The sequence below is a fragment of the Bacillus sp. FSL R12-0074 genome (assembly GCF_038005725.1).
GTDB classification, from domain to species: Bacteria; Bacillota; Bacilli; order Bacillales; family Bacillaceae_G; genus Bacillus_A; species Bacillus_A mycoides.
In genome coordinates, this window is sequence record NZ_JBBOTR010000001.1 from 3757610 (window position 1) to 3776634 (window position 19025).

17 protein-coding genes are annotated in these 19025 nt (G+C 37.4%); all 17 read right to left on the reverse strand.

What is annotated here, in order from left to right; translation table 11 throughout:
- Positions 1–84: 84 nt before the first annotated feature.
- The 17 genes from ribF to pyrH all read right to left on the reverse strand — a co-directional run bounded on the left by ribF (position 85) and on the right by pyrH (position 18989).
- Positions 85–1056: a bifunctional riboflavin kinase/FAD synthetase gene (ribF, locus tag NSS97_RS19420; protein WP_002128800.1), complete on the reverse strand. Its 972-nt coding sequence runs from the start codon at positions 1054–1056 to the stop codon at positions 85–87.
- 43 nt (positions 1057–1099) lie between these two features.
- On the reverse strand, positions 1100–2023 hold the full coding sequence (gene truB / locus NSS97_RS19425; RefSeq protein WP_002033681.1) for a tRNA pseudouridine(55) synthase TruB: 924 nt from the start codon (positions 2021–2023) through the stop codon (positions 1100–1102).
- A gap of 90 nt (positions 2024–2113) precedes the next feature.
- Positions 2114–2470: a 30S ribosome-binding factor RbfA gene (rbfA, locus tag NSS97_RS19430; protein WP_000776437.1), complete on the reverse strand. Its 357-nt coding sequence runs from the start codon at positions 2468–2470 to the stop codon at positions 2114–2116.
- A 15-nt stretch (positions 2471–2485) separates the two neighbouring features.
- Positions 2486–2767 (reverse strand): DUF503 domain-containing protein, encoded by a 282-nt coding sequence (locus NSS97_RS19435; RefSeq protein ID WP_002088157.1) that lies wholly within the window; start codon positions 2765–2767, stop codon positions 2486–2488.
- Positions 2764–4830 (reverse strand): translation initiation factor IF-2, encoded by a 2067-nt coding sequence (gene infB, locus NSS97_RS19440; protein WP_002014558.1) that lies wholly within the window; start codon positions 4828–4830, stop codon positions 2764–2766. Before infB ends, NSS97_RS19435 begins: the two co-directional genes overlap by 4 nt.
- 4 nt (positions 4831–4834) lie before the next feature.
- On the reverse strand, positions 4835–5146 hold the full coding sequence (locus tag NSS97_RS19445; protein ID WP_002111365.1) for a YlxQ family RNA-binding protein: 312 nt from the start codon (positions 5144–5146) through the stop codon (positions 4835–4837).
- Positions 5147–5419, reverse strand: coding sequence for an RNase P modulator RnpM (gene rnpM, locus NSS97_RS19450; RefSeq protein ID WP_002088161.1), 273 nt, complete (start codon positions 5417–5419; stop codon positions 5147–5149). It abuts the gene before it with no gap.
- An 11-nt stretch (positions 5420–5430) separates the two neighbouring features.
- Positions 5431–6537, reverse strand: a complete 1107-nt coding sequence (gene nusA / locus NSS97_RS19455; protein ID WP_002014554.1) for a transcription termination factor NusA — start codon at positions 6535–6537, stop codon at positions 5431–5433.
- A 17-nt stretch (positions 6538–6554) separates the two neighbouring features.
- Entirely contained in the window at positions 6555–7025 is a 471-nt protein-coding gene (rimP, locus tag NSS97_RS19460; RefSeq protein WP_002088165.1) for a ribosome maturation factor RimP, read from the reverse strand.
- 333 nt (positions 7026–7358) lie between these two features.
- Positions 7359–11660 (reverse strand): PolC-type DNA polymerase III, encoded by a 4302-nt coding sequence (locus NSS97_RS19465; protein ID WP_341113852.1) that lies wholly within the window; start codon positions 11658–11660, stop codon positions 7359–7361.
- Positions 11661–11784: 124 nt separating this feature from the next.
- Positions 11785–13485 (reverse strand): proline--tRNA ligase, encoded by a 1701-nt coding sequence (locus NSS97_RS19470; protein WP_002142912.1) that lies wholly within the window; start codon positions 13483–13485, stop codon positions 11785–11787.
- Between the two features lie 109 nt (positions 13486–13594).
- Complete coding sequence (rseP, locus tag NSS97_RS19475; RefSeq protein ID WP_002088169.1) at positions 13595–14851, reverse strand: RIP metalloprotease RseP; 1257 nt, start codon at positions 14849–14851, stop codon at positions 13595–13597.
- 17 nt (positions 14852–14868) lie between these two features.
- Positions 14869–16011 (reverse strand): 1-deoxy-D-xylulose-5-phosphate reductoisomerase, encoded by a 1143-nt coding sequence (gene dxr, locus NSS97_RS19480; RefSeq protein ID WP_341113854.1) that lies wholly within the window; start codon positions 16009–16011, stop codon positions 14869–14871.
- A gap of 23 nt (positions 16012–16034) precedes the next feature.
- Positions 16035–16826 (reverse strand): phosphatidate cytidylyltransferase, encoded by a 792-nt coding sequence (cdsA, locus tag NSS97_RS19485; RefSeq protein ID WP_002088171.1) that lies wholly within the window; start codon positions 16824–16826, stop codon positions 16035–16037.
- Positions 16827–16843: 17 nt separating this feature from the next.
- Entirely contained in the window at positions 16844–17620 is a 777-nt protein-coding gene (locus NSS97_RS19490; protein WP_002014545.1) for an isoprenyl transferase, read from the reverse strand.
- 85 nt (positions 17621–17705) lie between these two features.
- Positions 17706–18263: a ribosome recycling factor gene (gene frr / locus NSS97_RS19495; RefSeq protein WP_000531506.1), complete on the reverse strand. Its 558-nt coding sequence runs from the start codon at positions 18261–18263 to the stop codon at positions 17706–17708.
- A 3-nt stretch (positions 18264–18266) separates the two neighbouring features.
- Entirely contained in the window at positions 18267–18989 is a 723-nt protein-coding gene (pyrH, locus tag NSS97_RS19500; protein WP_002014544.1) for a UMP kinase, read from the reverse strand.
- Positions 18990–19025 lie beyond the last annotated feature (36 nt).

The window sequence follows — 19025 nt, forward strand, 5'->3', positions numbered from 1 at the left end:
ATAATTAAACCCCCAGTTACCTAGCAAGCATCGGTGAGTCGCAATGCCAAGTAATGGTTGTCATAAAGTACATAACATAGAATACTACTTTTCATTTGAAAAAGCAAGTATATTCTTTACGCTCGCAAAATATTCTTGGGCAACCTTTTTATCTTGAGCGATTTGAGCAACTAACTCATCAATTCCATTAAACTTTTTTTCTTCTCTTATACGCATGTGCCATTCCACTGTAACACTTTGATCGTATATGTCTTTATTAAATTCAAATAGATGCACTTCAATAGATAATTGACGCTCATTCTCTTTGAAAGTTGGTTTATATCCGATATTACATACACCATCATGCCATTCATCATGAACCTTCAATCTTACCGCATATACACCTACAGGTGGCAACAAATATTCATCACTTAAACCTACATTTGCAGTTGGAAAACCAATTTGACGTCCACGCTTATCACCGTGTACAACTGTTCCTTCTACCGTGTAAGCTCTCCCTAAAATAGATGGAATTTGTTCCATTTCACCGTTTCGAATTAACTTTCGTAATGAAGTAGAACTTACTTTTTCTTCTTGATATTCAACTTTTTCGATCACGGTCTGTGTAAACTCCCCTCTTGCATGAAATGGTAAAGTCTCCATCTTCCCTTTTCCTAAACGTCCATATGAATAATCAAAGCCTGCTACTACATGCTTTACATTTAAACCAATAATATACTCATCGACAAACTGCTGTGGTAATAATCCAGCAAATGGCTCATCGAATTTCACCACATATAAGATATCAATTCCTAAACTTGCGATGATTTCTTCTTTAAGGCGCATCGGTGTAATATACTCCACATGCGCTTCTTTTTTTCCTAATACAACAGATGGGTGTGGATGGAACGTCATGACAGCACTTTTACATCCTCTTTCATCCGCTATTTTTTTCGCTGTTCGAATCACACGTTGATGTCCTAAATGAATGCCATCAAAATATCCTAATGCCATTACAGTAGGTGGTAATTCTATTTTATTTTGTTCATGTGGATGAGTTAAATGAATAAGTTTCACGCTTGAATTCACCTTTTTCTGTAATAATCCTTCCAATAATTCATTATAGCTTTAGTTCTTGATTATTCACAAGTACTTTCATTGGCTTTAGCATTCCAGGGTGTTTTGGGTGATGCTCATAAATTGCTAAGCAACGATCATTTTTATCAAATACTGTAATAAATGGTGCTGTTGTTTCTAATTCATTCTTTAAGAACATACCGTTCTTTATTTTTTCAGCTTGCTTTTCATCTACAACCATTTTTGGAAACTTACTTAGCGCCTCATCAATTGAGATGAAAATAGACTCTACTGTTCCATTTTGCACGTTTTCTTCAATTTCTTCAAATGATATGCAATCTTCTAGTAAAAATTCACCAGATGCTGTTCTTACAAGGTGAGACATATGTGATGGAAATCCAAGTTTTTCACCTATCATTACTGCTAGTGTTCTTACATATGTTCCTTTACTACACGTTACACGGAAACGAAATGAAATATTTTCCCCTTCAAAAACTTCACGTTCATCAAGTAATACAAATTCATGAATTGTAATTGTACGAACTGGACGTTCAACTTCTTGTCCTGCCCTTGCATATTCGTATAGTTTTTTCCCGTTAACTTTTACAGCTGAGAACATCGGCGGCATTTGTTCAATTGTCCCTGTTAATTCCGCTAGTACCTCTTCTACTTCTTTACGTGTAATGACACGATTTACATCTTGTTTCTCCACAACTTCACCAGAAGCATCTTCTGTTGTTGTTGAAAATCCTAATGTCACTTCACCTTCGTATGTTTTTGTTTCACTTGTTAAAAATTGCGCAATTTTTGTTGCACGCCCAACGCAAATAGGTAATACTCCTGTTACATCTGGATCCAGTGTCCCTGTATGACCAATTCGTTTCTCACGCAATATCTTTCTTAATTTGAACACACAATCATGTGATGTCATTCCCTTTGGCTTATGTAATAATACTACACCTTCCATATACTCACCTCATCATTATTCTTTTGTAGTAATTGCAATTATGCAAAACTTATTTTACATTGAAAAAATGGATAGACAAATGTCTATCCATTATTCTTCACGTTTACCATCTTTATTAATTTCATGTAAAAGTGTATCAATTCGATGACCATATCCGATAGACTCATCAAACTCAAAGGTAATTTCTGGTGTTTTACGAAGACGAATACGTTGGCCAATTTCTGAACGAATAAAGCCTTTTGCCTTCGCTAAACCTTTTAATGTATTTTCTTTCTGTTCTTCGTCACCTAAAACAGAAATGTATACTTTAGCAATTTGTAAATCTCCACTCACTTGTACATCTGTTACTGTAACAAATCCAATACGTGGGTCTTTAATTTTACGACTGATAATGTCGCCTAATTCTTTTTTCATTTGCTCGCCCACACGGTTCGCACGTAATTTCATAACTCTTCACCTCATTCAATACCATTCCAAATGTGTTATCGTACGTTCAATTTCAGGAAATGAATCGATATACTCAAGTACACGATTCATTTCTTTTTCACAGACAACACGATTTGAGGATACGGAAACAATTGCAATTTCTGTACGTTGCCATACATCTTGATGCCCAACTTCAGAAACAGCTACATTATAGCGCTGTTTCACACGAGTTAACACACGTTGCAAAATTGCTCGTTTCTCTTTTAAAGAATGCACATCGTAAATCATACACTCGAATGAGAGTGAAGCGATAATCATCGCTTCACTTCTTCCATAACGTATGCTTCAATGATGTCCCCTTCTTTAAGATCATTATATCTCTCAATTGTAATACCACACTCATAGTTTTGTGCAACTTCTTTTACGTCGTCTTTGAAACGTTTTAACGTATCAAGTTTTCCTTCGAAGACTACTACGCCATCACGGATAATACGAACGCCACTATCACGTGTAATTTTACCGTCTATTACGTAACAACCTGCGATTGTTCCAACTTTTGTTACTTTGAATGTTTGACGAACTTCCGCTTGACCGATTACTTTTTCTTCGAATTCTGGATCCAGCATACCTTGCATTGCTGATTCAATTTCTTCGATTACTTTATAGATAATACGGTGTAAACGAACATCAACTTTCTCTAATTCAGCTGTACGCTTCGCATTCACATCAGGGCGTACGTTAAATCCAATTACAATTGCATTAGATGCAGAAGCTAAAATAATATCAGATTCTGTAATCGCACCTACTCCTGTATGGATAATTTTTACTTTTACGCCTTCAACATCAATTTTACGAAGTGATGCTGCCATTGCTTCTACAGAACCTTGTACGTCTGCTTTCACAATTAAGTTAATTTCTTTTACATCGCCCTCTTGGATTTGTTGGAATAAATCTTCCAGGCTGAATTTAGATTTCTCACCACGTTGTGCAACTAACGCTTCTTGTGCACGTGATTCACCAATTTGACGAGCTTTCTTCTCATCAGCGAATGCCATGAAACGATCTCCCGCTTGTGGCACTTCATTTAAACCTGTAATTTCAACAGGAGTTGATGGACCAGCAACTTTTACACGACGACCAATATCACTTACCATTGCACGAACACGACCGAATGATGTTCCAACAACAATTGGATCTCCAACTCGAAGTGTACCGTTTTGAACAAGTAATGTCGCGATAGTTCCTTTACCTTTATCAAGCTGTGCTTCAATTACAGTACCAGCTGCATAGCGATTTGGATTTGCTTTATATTCTTCTACTTCACTCACAAGAAGGATCATTTCTAGTAAGTTGTCAATTCCCTCGCCTTGAATCGCAGAAATTGGTACGAAAATCGTGTCTCCGCCCCAAGCTTCTGGAACTAATTCATATTCTGTTAATTCTTGCATTACACGATCAGGATTTGCCGCTGGTTTATCCATTTTATTCACAGCAACAATAATTGGTACTCCAGCTGCTTTCGCATGGCTAATCGCTTCAACTGTTTGTGGCATAACACCGTCATCAGCTGCAACAACAAGAATTGTGATATCTGTTACTTGTGCACCACGAGCACGCATTGTTGTAAATGCCGCGTGACCTGGTGTATCTAAGAACGTAATTTTCTTATCATTTACATCAACTTGGTATGCACCGATATGCTGAGTAATTCCACCAGCTTCGCCAGCAGTTACTTTTGAATTACGGATAGAGTCAAGCAATGTTGTTTTACCATGGTCAACGTGTCCCATAATTGTAACAACAGCTGGACGTTCTTTTAAGTTTTCTTCATCATCTTGCTCATCGATGAATGTTTCAAATTCAGTTTCACTTACAACTACTTCTTCTTCTACTTCAATACCGTAATCAGTAGCAATTAACTCAATTGTATCTTTATCTAAGTCTTGGTTAATTGTCGCCATAATTCCTAGCATGAAGAGCTTTTTAATAATTTCAGATGGCTCTTTGCTTAACTTTTTAGCAAGGTCACCTACTGTAAGGCTTCCAGAGAAAGTGATTTTATCTGGTGTTTCTACTATTGGTGTTTGTTGTCTTCCAGCAAAGTTATCTTGACGTTTATCTTCATTTGCTTTGCCTTTTTTCTTATTCTTATTGCTGTTCTTTTTACTGCGAACAACTTTCTCTTCTACTTCAAACTCATCTGCAACAGAAGGTTTTTCCGCTCCAGCGCTATATTGATTATCTAATTTGTTTACTACTTCATCTTCTAACATTGTCATATGATTCGAAACCTCGATATTCATCTCTTTTAGTTTTGTCATAAGATCTTTACTTGAGATATTATTTTTTTTTGCATATTCATGTACTCGAATTTTACTCATACCTTCACCCCCGGTAATTTGTATCGAGCATGCTACGTAGCTTTTTCGCAAAGCCTTCATCTAAAATAGCTACAACGACTCGCTCGTCTCTCCCAATCGCATGCCCTAATTGTTGTCGATTTTCGACTTTTCTCATTGGTATGTTGTAGTACGTGGTTTTATCAATGATACGTTTTGTAGTGTTCGCTGACGCATCTTCAGAAAGCAATACTAGCTTTGCTTTGCCACTTCGTACTTCTTTTAAAACGAGTTCTTCACCCGAAATAATTTTTCGAGCGCGGTTTGCTAGTCCTAAAAATGATTTCCAATCAGACACTTATTTCGACTCCTTCTCAACAAGCTCAAGAAGCTCTTCGTACAGAGAACTGTCGATTTTCGCTTTTAGATGATGTTCCAAAATATTTTTCTTTTGGGCTTGAATAATGCTTTCTTTATCTTTTGATAAATATGCACCTCGTCCTGATTTTTTTCCTGATAAATCAATAGACACTTCGCCCTCTTTGGAACGAACAATGCGAACTAGCTCTCGTTTTGATTTCATCTCTTGCGTCGCAATACATTTTCGTAACGGAACTTTTCGATTGCTCATACTCATCACCTCTATTCGATTTCGTCTTCAGCTGAATCGAATCCGAATGCGATTACGCTATCTTCTTCTGTCACAATACCAAGTTGTTTCGCATCAGACTCACTTTTAATATCAATTTTCCAGCCTGTTAATTTAGCTGCAAGACGCGCATTTTGTCCACGCTTACCAATCGCTAATGAAAGCTGGTGGTCTGGAACAACAACAGTTGTTGCTTTCTCTGCTTCATCTACAAGTACTTTAACAACCTGTGATGGACTTAAAGCATTTGCAACATATTCAACTGGGTCATTCGACCAGCGAACGATGTCAATCTTTTCACCTTTTAGTTCATCTACAACACGTTGTACACGTTGTCCTTTCGGTCCTACACAAGAACCTACTGGATCAACATCGATATTCTCTGCATATACAGAAATTTTAGAACGGTCGCCTGCTTCACGTGCTACAGAGCGAATTTCTACAGTTCCATCATAAATTTCTGGAACTTCCATTTCGAATAAACGTTTTAAAAGACCAGGATGTGTACGTGATACGTAAATTTGTGGTCCTTTTGTTGTCTTTTCTACTTTTGTAATAAATACGCGAATACGATCATGTGGTTTATATTGCTCATTTGGCATTTGCTCACTTACAGGTAATAAAGCTTCTACTTTACCTAAGCTTACATAGATGAAACGAGCATCTTGGCGCTGTACAATACCAACCATAATGTCTTCTTCACGATCACTAAATTCTGAATAAATTACACCACGTTCCGCCTCACGAACTCGTTGTGTTACAACTTGTTTTGCAGTTTGCGCTGCAATACGACCAAAATCTTTTGGCGTTACTTCAATTTCTAGTACGTCACCATCTTGGTAGTTTGGATTAATTTGTCTTGCCTCTTCTACAGAGATTTCAAGACGTGGATCAAACACATTATCTACAACGTCCTTACGTGCTAAAACTTGAATTGTTCCCACTTCTGGGTTAAAGCTCACACGAACGTTTTGTGCTTGGTTAAAATTGCGTTTATAAGCAGAGATTAATGCTGCTTCAATCGCATCAATAATAATATCTTTGCTAATACCTTTTTCTGATTCTAATACGAGCAAAGCATCTAACAACTCAGTGCTCATGAAGATCCCCCTTCTTACTAAAACGTAACAGCAAGTCGCGCATTTGCAACTTTATCCATTGGAATTTGGATTTCTTTTTTACGTGTTTTAATTGTTAATAGTAGTGTAATTGTATTACCGTCGTAGGAAAGTAGCTTTCCTTCAAACATCTTCTCACCATCAATCGGCTTATATGTTTTAATTGCCACTTGTTTTCCTACCGCTTGCTGGAAGTCTTTCTCTTTCTTTAATGGACGTTCCGCTCCAGGAGATGATACATCCAAAAAGTAAAGATGAGGAATTGGATCCTCTTTATCTAAAGCTTCGCTTAAACGTTCACTTACCGCACCGCATTCTTCAATTTCGACTCCCTTTTCAGAATCGATGAATACGCGTAAGAACCAGTCTTGTCCTTCTTGCACATACTCTACATCTACAAGTTCAAGATTTAACTCTTCAACGATTGGCTGCGCAAATGCTTCTACAATTTCTGTGACTTTCTTATCCATAAACAGCCTCCTTCCTGCCGCCATGTACCATCTACAAGAAAAGATCCCGTTCATAAAGACGGTCTATCTTATTCTTTCTCGTTAGCTAACAAAAGCCCCTGCCGTTAAGCAGGGAATATCTGTCTTAGTATTACCAAATTTAAGAAGTAAAACTTGTAACAAAATATGTATATACGACAGAAATATCTTTACTATCTACATAAGCAAAATGTAGATAGTAACACGAAAGAGTGGGTTTCCCCACTCTCTTTTTCACAAAATATACATGACATGGTTATCTCGGTTTATAGTATACCATAGCAAATGTTGATTTGCAAAGATTTTTCCTACCTATTAGAACAGTGACAATTGGTTTTGATCCGGTAAATCTCCTAGACAACCTTGACCATCTAAATACTCAATAATCGTTTTAGAAACCTTACTGCGCTGCTGTAAGTCTTCTTTTGATAAGAAATCACCATTTTTACGAGCTTCAACAATACTGAAAGCTGCGTTTGTACCAAGACCAGGAACTGCATTAAATGGAGGAATTAAAGTATCCCCATCAATTATAAATTCGGTTGCATGCGAGCGGTATAAATCGACCTTTTGGAATGAATAACCACGCTCACACATTTCAAGTGTCATTTCTAGTACCGTTAATAAACTCTTCTCTTTCGGTGCTGCATCCAATCCTTTTTGTGCAATTTCATCAATTTTTACACGTATGGATGCTGAACCTTTCGCCATCGCCTCTACATCAAAGTCATCTGCACGAACTGTAAAATATGCCGCATAGAATAAAAGTGCGAAATGTACTTTAAAGTATGCAATACGTACAGCCATAAGTACGTAAGCAGCCGCATGGGCTTTAGGGAACATGTACTTAATCTTCTTACATGAATCAATATACCAACCTGGTACATTGTTATTTCTCATTTCCTCTTCCCATTCTTCTGGTACACCTTTACCTTTACGCACCGACTCCATGATTTTGAAGGCTAATGATGGATCCAAGCCTTGATAAATTAAATATACCATGATGTCATCACGACAACCGATAACTTCACTCAGTGTACACGTACCGTTATAAATTAATTCATTCGCATTACCTAACCATACATCTGTACCATGGGACAGTCCAGAAATTTGGACAAGCTCTGAAAACGTCGTTGGTTTCGTTTCTTCTAACATTTGTCTTACGAATTTCGTACCAAACTCTGGTATACCAAGTGTACCTGTTTTACAGTTAATTTGTTCTTCCGTTACCCCTAAAGACTCTGGACCAGAGAAAATTTTCATTACTTCTGGATCATCCGTTGGGATTGTTTTCGGGTCAATACCACTTAAATCTTGAAGCATACGAATAACAGTCGGATCATCGTGTCCTAATATATCAAGTTTCAATAAATTATCATGAATTGAGTGGAAGTCAAAGTGCGTTGTTCTCCACTCAGCACCTATTGAATCAGCCGGAAACTGAATTGGTGAAAAGTCAAAAATATCCATGTAATCTGGTACAACGATAATACCACCTGGATGCTGTCCGGTCGTACGCTTTACACCTGTACATCCCGCAACTAAGCGATCAATCTCTGCATTTCGAATTGTTAAGTTATGATCATTAGCATAGCCTTTCACATACCCATAAGCGGTTTTTTCCGCAACCGTACCAATTGTTCCTGCGCGGTATACATAATCTTCACCGAACAGTAATTTCGTATAGTTATGGGCGCGTGGTTGGTATTCTCCGGAGAAATTCAAATCGATATCCGGTACCTTATCCCCTTTAAATCCAAGGAACGTTTCGAAAGGAATGTCATGCCCATCTTTCACATATGGAACATTACATGTTGGGCATTCTTTATCTGGTAAATCAAAACCAGAACCTACAGAACCGTCATTAAAGAACTCTGATTGTTTACACTTTGGACATACATAGTGCGGTGGTAATGGGTTTACTTCTGTAATTTCCATCATCGTTGCAACAAATGATGAACCTACCGATCCACGCGAACCTACTAGATAACCGTCCACTAACGATTTTTTCACAAGCTTATGTGAAATTAAATAAATAACAGCGAATCCATGTCCAATAATACTTTTCAATTCTTTTTCCAAACGAGCTTCTACAATTTCCGGTAGTTCATCTCCATAGATACTTCTTGCCATTATATAGCTCATATCACGTGTTTCATCATCAGCACCTTCAATTTTCGGTGTGTATAAATCATCTTTTACTGGACGAACATCACCAATTAATGATGCGATCTTGTGTGTATTTGTCACAACAATTTCTTTCGCTTTGTCTTCACCTAAGAATGAAAAACAATCTAGCATTTCATTTGTTGTACGGAAATGTACAGGCGGTAATGAATGGCGATTTAACGGATTAGCTCCTCCCTGCGAACTGACTAAAATTTTCCGATATATCGCGTCCTCTGGATCTAAATAATGCACATTCCCAGTAGCAACAACTGGCTTATCTAACGTCTCACCTAGTTTTACTAAGTTAGAAATTATTGTTTTTAACTGTCCTTCATCTCGAACGAGTTCACGTTCCACTAAATGACGTAACACTTCTGGAGGCATAACCTCAATGTAATCGTAAAACTGTGCAATTTCTTCTACTTCTTCAGGCGCTTTTTGCATCATAGCTTCAAACACTTCACCTTTGTCACAAGCTGTTCCCACTAAAATGCCTTCGCGATATTTTTTTAATAGTGATCGTGGTACACGTGGTACACGATAAAAGTAATTCAAGTGAGAATATGAAACAAGTTTATATAAGTTTTTCAATCCAACATCTGATGTGGCAAGTAACGTCATATGACTTGGACGCCCACGTTTATACGCATCCCCTTGTCCCATACTATCGTTTAGTTGATCGTGATATTCAAATCCTTTTTCAATCACATCTTTTAACATCTTCACAAGTAAATATCCCGTTGCTTCTGTATCATAAATCGCACGGTGATGTTGCGTTAATTCAATATCAAGCTTTTTACACATCGTATTTAATCGATGATTTTTCATTTCTGGGAATAAGAACCGTGCAAGTTCTAACGTATCAATAACTGGATTTTTCGTTTTTTCTATCCCAGCCTTTTTAAAACCTACGTTAATAAAGCCCATATCGAAGCTTGCGTTATGAGCAACAAGTGTATGGTCACCCATCCATTCCTCAAACTTTTTAAACACTTCGTCCACTTCTGGTGCATCAGTTAACAGATCATCTGTAATACCTGTTAATTCAATAATCGTCGCCGATAATGGTTGATGAGGATTTGCGAAAGATTCAAAGCGATCAATAATTTCTCCACCTTTTATCTTTACAGCAGCTAACTCAATGACTGTATCATATACAGCAGATAACCCTGTTGTCTCAACGTCAAAGACAACATATGTTTCTTCTGCAAGTAGACGATGTGCTTCGTTATATGCTATCGGCACACCATCATTAACTAAATTTGCTTCTACACCATATAGAACTTTAACTCCAGCCTTTTTACCAGCAGAATATGCTTCTGGGAACGACTGTGCAACAGCATGGTCTGTAACTGCAATAGCCTCATGCCCCCACTTTCCAGCTTGGGCAACGAGCTTAGAAACAGAAGTAACAGCATCCATTTGACTCATTGGAGTATGAAGATGAAGTTCTACTCTTTTTTCCCCTTCTTTTGCTTTATCTTTACGAGAAGGTCCCGTTATTTCATTTATATCATTTGCGATCATAACTAAATCACGCACGAATGTATCATTTTGAACTGAACCACGCGCTTTTACCCAAGTTCCTTTTTTCAAGGATTGTAACATCGGGATATCTTCTTTATCACGTGAGAACATCTTAATCATAATAGAGTCCGTATAGTCAGTTATCTTTAAAGTTAATAACGTACGTCCACTACGAAGTTCTTTCGTCTCTACATGGAAAACATACCCTTGAACGGTTTTTCTTCTTTCTTCATCTTGAATTTCACGCAGCGGCGTAATCTCTTCATCTGGCTTAATAAGATAACCAAGCACAACTGGTCCTTCGTGAACAACATCACTTTCTTCAGCTTGCCTTTTAGCCATCTCTTCCATAGCCTGTATAACTCGTTGACGATCTTCTTCCTGTGTTTGCTCACGAAACTTTTGCATTTCTTCTGCATTTTGCTTTATATGTGTGTCTAACTGAAAACGCGGGAATCCAAAAGCTTCGTATTGATCACCTACTGGTTTCGCAACGTTTTTCTTTAAAGTAGTAGATTCCAGCTCATTATTCACATTTAATAGCAACTTCACGCCATTGACCTGCGGAAGTTGCTTCTTTAAGTACGCGAACATAGGTGAAAATGTAATTCGTTCTGTACAAAGCGGCCAATATGCCTTCACTTCTTCTTCTGTAAATTGTTTATTCTCTGCTTCTAATGCAAATGTTGTTCTTGCAATATGAGAAAATGATTGCTTAAGCTTTGTTTCTAGCAACTCATATAATTCTGTCGGCAAAATACGTGGCACTTGTAAGTCAAAATGCCAACTTTTATTCGCTTTATCAATAACTAGCTTTTCAATACCACCGCCATGTAAATATTGATTTATAAGGTCTTCTGGTATTTGCAACTGTTGGAGCAAAATTTGAAATCGCTCTTGTTGTTCATTTGTTAATGACATAAGCACTCTCCTTCCATTTGCTATTATAAATTGAAACGTACTACAAAGAAAGATTTCTTCCTTCTTCTTTTACAAAATACGTTTACAAAGAAAGAGAAGGTACCTCATTACGAGGTACCTCTTCTTATTTTAAAATATTAGCAATATATGTTTGAAGTTCTTCTACTTTCACTTCTTCAGACTCGCCTGTAGCACGTACTTTCACTTCTACAATACCTTCATCTGCTTTTTTACCAACTGTAACACGAACTGGAAGGCCGAATAAATCTGCATCTGCAAATTTAACACCTGCACGTTCTGCACGATCATCTAGTAATACTTCGTATCCTTGCTCTTGTAATGAGTTATAGATATTTTCACCCATTTCACGTTGTGCATCAGATTTCATATTTACTGGAATTACATGCACATGGAACGGTGCAACAGATTTTGGCCAAACTAAACCATTCTCATCATTAAACTGCTCTGCGATTGCTGCCACTGTACGAGATACACCGATACCGTAACAACCCATAATAAGTGGTTTTGTTTTTCCGTTTTCATCTAGGAACGTTGCGTTCATTGCTTCACTATAACGAGTTCCTAATTTGAATACATGACCAACTTCAATTCCACGTGCGAAAAGAATTGTTCCATTTCCATCTGGAGATTGGTCTCCTTCTTGGATGAAGCGTAAATCTGTATATTGACTTACTTTAAAGTCACGTTCTGGATTTACATTTACATAATGGAACCCTTCTTCGTTCGCTCCTGAACATCCGTTGACAATTGATGCTACAGCATGGTCAGCGATAATTTCGATATCCCCTGTAACACCAATCGGTCCTAAAGAACCCACTTCACAGTTTAATAACTCTTTTATTTCTTCATGTGAAGCAAGCTCAACGACTGAAGCTCCGTATACATTCTTCACTTTTACATCATTGACTTCATGATCGCCACGAACAAGTACTACTACTAATTTCGCATCTACTTTAAACACCATAGATTTAATGCATTTTTCCGCTGCGATATTTAAGAATGCAGATACTTCTTCAATAGCTTTTTGATCTGGAGTTGCTACTTTTTCAAGTGCTTTTTCGGCTTCATCACTCTTCGTATACGTAGCAACAACAGGAGCCATTTCAATATTTGCCGCATAATCAGATGTATCAGAATACGCAATTGTATCTTCACCTACATCAGATAACACCATAAATTCGTGTGTATCTTTTCCACCCATTGCTCCAGAATCAGCGATAACTGCACGGAAATTCAAACCACAACGAGCAAAGATATTAGAATACGCTTTGTATAAACCGCTATATACTTCATCCAAACTTTCTTGTGTTGCATGGAAAGAATACGCATCTTTCATTAAAAATTCTCTTCCGCGTAATAAACCGAAACGTGGTCTTTGCTCATCACGGAATTTTGTTTGAATTTGATATAATGTTAATGGTAGTTTTTTGTATGATTTAATTTCATCACGTACAAGATCTGTAATTACTTCCTCATGAGTTGCCCCTAGCGCAAACTCGCGAGCATTACGATCTTTCATACGCATTAATTCTGATCCGTAAGAATACCAACGACCTGACTCTTGCCATAATTCAGAAGCTTGCATAGCTGGCATTAATAGTTCTACTGCCCCTGCGCGCTCCATTTCTTCACGAACAATACGTTCTACTTTGTGTAACACTTTTAAACCAAATGGTAGAAAACTATAAATACCAGAAGCATTTTGACGCATAAACCCTGCGCGAAGTAATAATTGATGACTCTTAATTTCAGCATCTGCTGGAACTTCACGTAATGTAGGACTGAATACCATACTTTGTTTCATTTATTCGCACCTCTTCATTTTACTCTTACACGCAATAAAACCCCTCACCTCGAGTTAGGTGAGGGATTTTATTCTATGAGCTCTATTTCATTATAAACTTCTTCTTATTTTACAAGAAAAACTTACGGATGTCATTCCATGTTACAACTAACATAAGCAACATTAATAATGCAAACCCAATAAAGTGAACCATTCCTTCTTTTTGACGATCAATTGGTTTTCCTCGTAACGCTTCAATTAAGAAGAAGAACAAACGTCCACCGTCTAAAGCTGGGACTGGTAATAAATTAAATAAACCAAGGTTAATACTTAAAACTGCCGCTAAACTTAGTACACGCGTAAATCCATAATCTACAACTTGATCTGTTAGATTATAAATTCCTACTGGACCTGACAACTCATTAATAGAAAATTGACCCGTTACTAATTTCACAAGAGAATCAAAAATTAGTTTCGTCCATTCGTATGTTTGTTCAAACCCTGATTTAATAGAACCCATCACTGTTTTCTCTACAGGAGAATAAACACCAATTCTACCAACTTCGTCTTTTCCTTCTTTATCAAGCGTTGGTGTTACTTTCACATTAAATTGCTCACTATCACGCTTTACATGTAACGTAATTTCTTTATTTGGGTTTTCACGTACAATCGTTACAACATCTTTCCATGTACTAGTGTTCTTCCCATTGATTGCTTGAATTGTATCGTTTTCTTTTAATCCAGCTTGTTCTGCAGCACTATTCTCCATTACTTTTCCAACCATTGGTTTGTCAACAGGAACTCCTTGTACAAATCCAAGAATCACAAAAATAACAAATGCTAGAATAAAGTTCATTGCAGGACCTGCAAAGATTGTTAGAGCACGTTGGCCCAATTTTTTAGAGCCAAATTGTCTATTGTACGGAGCGATTTGAATTTCTTCTCCCGCAGAAATGATACGAGCTTTTTCATTCACTCGGAATGTTTGCAGCTCTTCCTCGTACTCTTCATAACCCAAAATTGTAAGATTATGCTCTAAATCAGCTTGTTCGACTTCAATGACACGAACATTTGGATATTTTTCATGTCCGTCAAAAACTAATTTCACAACTTCGTCTTTTTCATTTAATACAAGTCCAACCTTTTTTCCAGGTTTTAACTCAACTGTGTCCGCATCCTCGCCAGCCATTCTTACATAGCCACCAAGGGGCAGTAATCGAATCGTATACACCGTTTCATTCTTTTCAAATGAGAATATTTTCGGACCAAAACCAATCGCAAACTCGCGGCACAAAATACCTGCTCTTTTTGCGAAATATAGATGCCCTAGCTCATGGAAAAATACGAGTGCACCGAAAATTAATATAAAGGCAATCGCTGTATTCAATTCCATAACCACCTTTGCTAAATTTGTTCCATCACAAACCGTCTTGTGGCTGCGTCAATTTCCTGAATTTCCTCTAAGCTCGGACGTTCAATGACAGTGTGATGGTGCATTGCTTTTTCAATGAGGTCTTCCACTGTTAAGAAACCAATTCTCTTTTGTAAAAAAGCTTCAACAGCTACTTCATTTGCCGCGTTCATTACAGCCGGCATACTTCCACCTGTCTTTCCAGCTTCATACGCAAAACGTAGACAACGGAAACGCTCTTGATTCATTTTCTCAAAATGCAATGTTCCCATTTCCCATAAATTTAACTGTTTCGTGTCTGAAAGAGGCAATCTATCAGGATATGTAAGCGCGTATTGAATCGGTACTCGCATATCAGGTGAGCCAAGCTGTGCCATTACACTACGATCTTCAAATTCAACCATAGAATGAATAATACTTTCTTTATGTAGAACAACATCGATTTGCTCATAAGGGATACCAAAAAGCCAGTGTGCTTCAATTACTTCTAGCCCCTTATTCATCATTGTAGCAGAATCAATTGTAATTTTCGAACCCATTGACCAGTTTGGATGACGAAGTGCATCTTCTACGGTCACTTGATGCAATTCATCTCTCGTTTTATCACGAAAACTTCCGCCTGAAGCAGTTATAATTAAGCGAGAGATTCTTTTTTCATTTTCACCATTCAAGCATTGAAAAATAGCTGAATGTTCACTGTCTACTGGAAGTAACGATACATTATGTTTTCGTGCTGCTTCCATTACAAGATGCCCTGCAGTTACTAACGTTTCTTTATTTGCAATTCCAATTGTTTTTTTCGCCTCAATTGCGCGGAGTGTCGGTAACAACCCTACGCTACCTACAACAGCATTCACTACAATTTCTGTATCTGGGTGCAGCGCTACTTCTAATAAGCCTTCGCTACCATATACTACTTTTGTATTACCAGAAACAGCTTGTAATTTTAAAACATCTTCCTCTCTTTGCACAGAGACAATTTGCGGGGAAAATTCTTGAATTACCTTTACTGCATAATCAACATTTTTCCCTACAGAAAAAGCAACGAGACGGAATTGGTCTGGGTGCGAGCGTAACACATCTAATGTTTGTGTACCAATTGATCCGCTTGCACCTAGTAAACTAATGTTTTTCATGACTCCAACCCCTCGTTCATTTATTAATTGTATTGTAATAAGAAGTATAGAATTGGTAACACAAATAACCAACTATCTGTTCGATCTAAAATACCACCATGTCCAGGTAAAATTGTACCTGAATCCTTTACACCATAATGGCGTTTAAATGCAGATTGCACTAAATCACCAATTTGTCCAAAAATAGAAATGATAATCGTCAGAACGATTAAAACTCCTACATTCGCTTCAACTGGGAAGAACATATTGTAAACAAGTGCAACAACAATTCCACAAACAATACCGCCTAATGAACCTTCAATCGTTTTATTCGGACTAATTTCTGGCCATAATTTTCTTTTTCCAAATGCTTTCCCTATGAAATATGCACCTGAATCAGTTGCCCATATGACAAATAGTGCACAGAACACATATTTGATTCCTAATATTCTCGTTTCATTTAAATATAAGAATCCCATTCCAACATATGTCGTTGCCATAAGTAAAAATGAAGCATTGTCAAAAGTAAATGTATTCTTAGAAAGGACTGTATATGATAAAAGTAATAAAACAATCACAAATGTGATTTCTAATTTACCTAACCCAATCCACGTAAACAGTTCTGATGCACTACTCGGAATTAAAATAATCCACAATAATACTGCAGCTAAAACTGTTGGTACCGAAATAAGCGTAAGCTTGTTCATACGAATTAATTCATATAAACCTATAGAAGCAAGTGCATACACTAAAACTGTAAAAGGCACGCCACCGTAAATTACGATGGGAATGAATAGCGCGGCAGCAATCACTCCAGTAATAATTCTCTGTTTCACTACCAAACCCTCTCTTTCTACACGCCTCCGAATCTGCGCCCTCTATGTTGAAAGTCTGTAATCGCATTTAGCAAATGTTCCTCGGTAAAATCTGGCCAATACACATCTGTAAACCAAAATTCCGAATAAGCAATTTGCCATAACATGAAATTACTAATACGTAGCTCTCCGCTTGTACGGATTAACAACTCTGGATCAGGTAAAGAACTCGTCATTAAGTAAGAAGAAATCTTTTCTTCACTTATTTCTTCCGAACGAATTTTTCCTTCCTCACTATCTTTCATCATATGTTGCACAGCAGAAACGATTTCATCTCGACTTCCATAGTTTAACGCGAAATTAAGAATTAATCCCGTATTCTCTTTCGTATCTTCCATGGCTTTTTCCATCGCTCTGCGCGTATGCGTAGGAAGACGATCTTTTTGCCCTATTACTCGGACTTGTACGTTTTCTTCAATCAACTCTGGTAAAAATGCACCTAAAAATTCTTCTGGAAGCTTCATCAAATAATCAACTTCTTTTTTCGGTCTTTTCCAGTTCTCAGTCGAAAAAGCATAAAGAGTTAATACTTTCACATCAAGCTTACTTGCAAATTTTGTGATTTTCTTCACAACTTGCATACCTTCATGATGACCAGCAATGCGAGGCATGGCTCTTCTCTTTGCCCATCTTCCATTACCATCCATAATAATAGCAATATGTTCTGGGATATATCCTTTTTTCACTTTTTCAATGAGATGATCAAACGATGTGACCTTTTTACTTTTAAAAAAAGGAAACTTTTTAAACATCATTCATACCCTCCAACAAGCAGACGTATGCCTAAAAGTGTAAAAAGACCCCCTTAAGAAGAGGGTCATATTTGCGAAATTATCGCTATTACACTTCCATAATTTCTTTTTCTTTGTTTTTTGCGATTTCGTCAACTTTTGCAATATATTTATCTGTTTCTTTTTGGATATCTTCAGTATATCCTCTTAAATCATCTTCTGTAATGTCGCCAGCTTTTTCAAGCTTCTTAAGGTCATCATTACTGTCACGACGTACGTTACGAACAGCAACTTTTGCTTCCTCAGCATATTTCTTCACAACTTTTACAAGATCGCGACGACGCTCTTCTGTTAATGCAGGGAATGCAATACGAATTACAGTTCCATCATTAGAAGGGTTTAAGCCTAAATCTGCTTTTAAAATTGCTTTTTCAATATCACCGATAGAAGTTTTATCATAAGGTTGAATTACAAGCAAACGTGCTTCTGGAACTGTAATGTTCGCTAATTGCACAACTGGTGTTGGTGCACCATAGTAATCAACTTGTACCTTATCTAATACAGACGAGCTTGCACGACCAGCGCGAACTGTTGCTAATTCACGAGAATAAGCAGCAACTGCTTTTTCCATTTTTTCATTTGAAGACTTCAATACTTGTTGTCCCATAATTTATTTCCCCCTTACAACTGTTCCAATATTTTCGCCTAAAACGGCACGTTTAATGTTACCTTTTTCCATAACCGAGAATACAATTAATGAAATATCATTATCCATACATAAAGAAGAAGCTGTAGAATCCATTACACCTAAACCTGCTTTTAATACATCTAAGTAAGTAAGTGTTTCGTATTTCGTAGCTGTTGGGTCAATAGATGGATCTGCACTATATACGCCATCCACATTATTTTTCGCCATTAAAATAACGTCCGCTTCGATTTCAGCTGCACGTAATGCTGCTGTTGTATCTGTAGAGAAGTATGGGTTACCTGTACCTGCAGCAAAGATAACAACACGTTTTTTCTCTAAGTGACGGATTGCTTTACGACGAATGTAAGGCTCTGCCACTTGACGCATCTCAATTGAAGTTTGTACGCGAGTTTGAATTCCAATATTCTCTAAGCTATCTTGAAGAGCTAATGAATTCATAACTGTTGCTAACATGCCCATGTAATCTGCTCCTGCACGATCCATGCCCATTTCGCTTCCAATTTTCCCACGCCAAATGTTACCGCCACCAACAACAACAGCAACCTCTACATCAAGTTCTGCAATTTCTTTCACTTGTTCCGCAACTGACTTAATAACAGCTGGGTTAATTCCAAATCCTTGCTCGCCAGCTAAAGCTTCTCCGCTCAGCTTTAAAACGACACGATTATATTTCGGTTTACTCATAATGAACCTCCAATTGCTTACATCTTTATTTTAAAA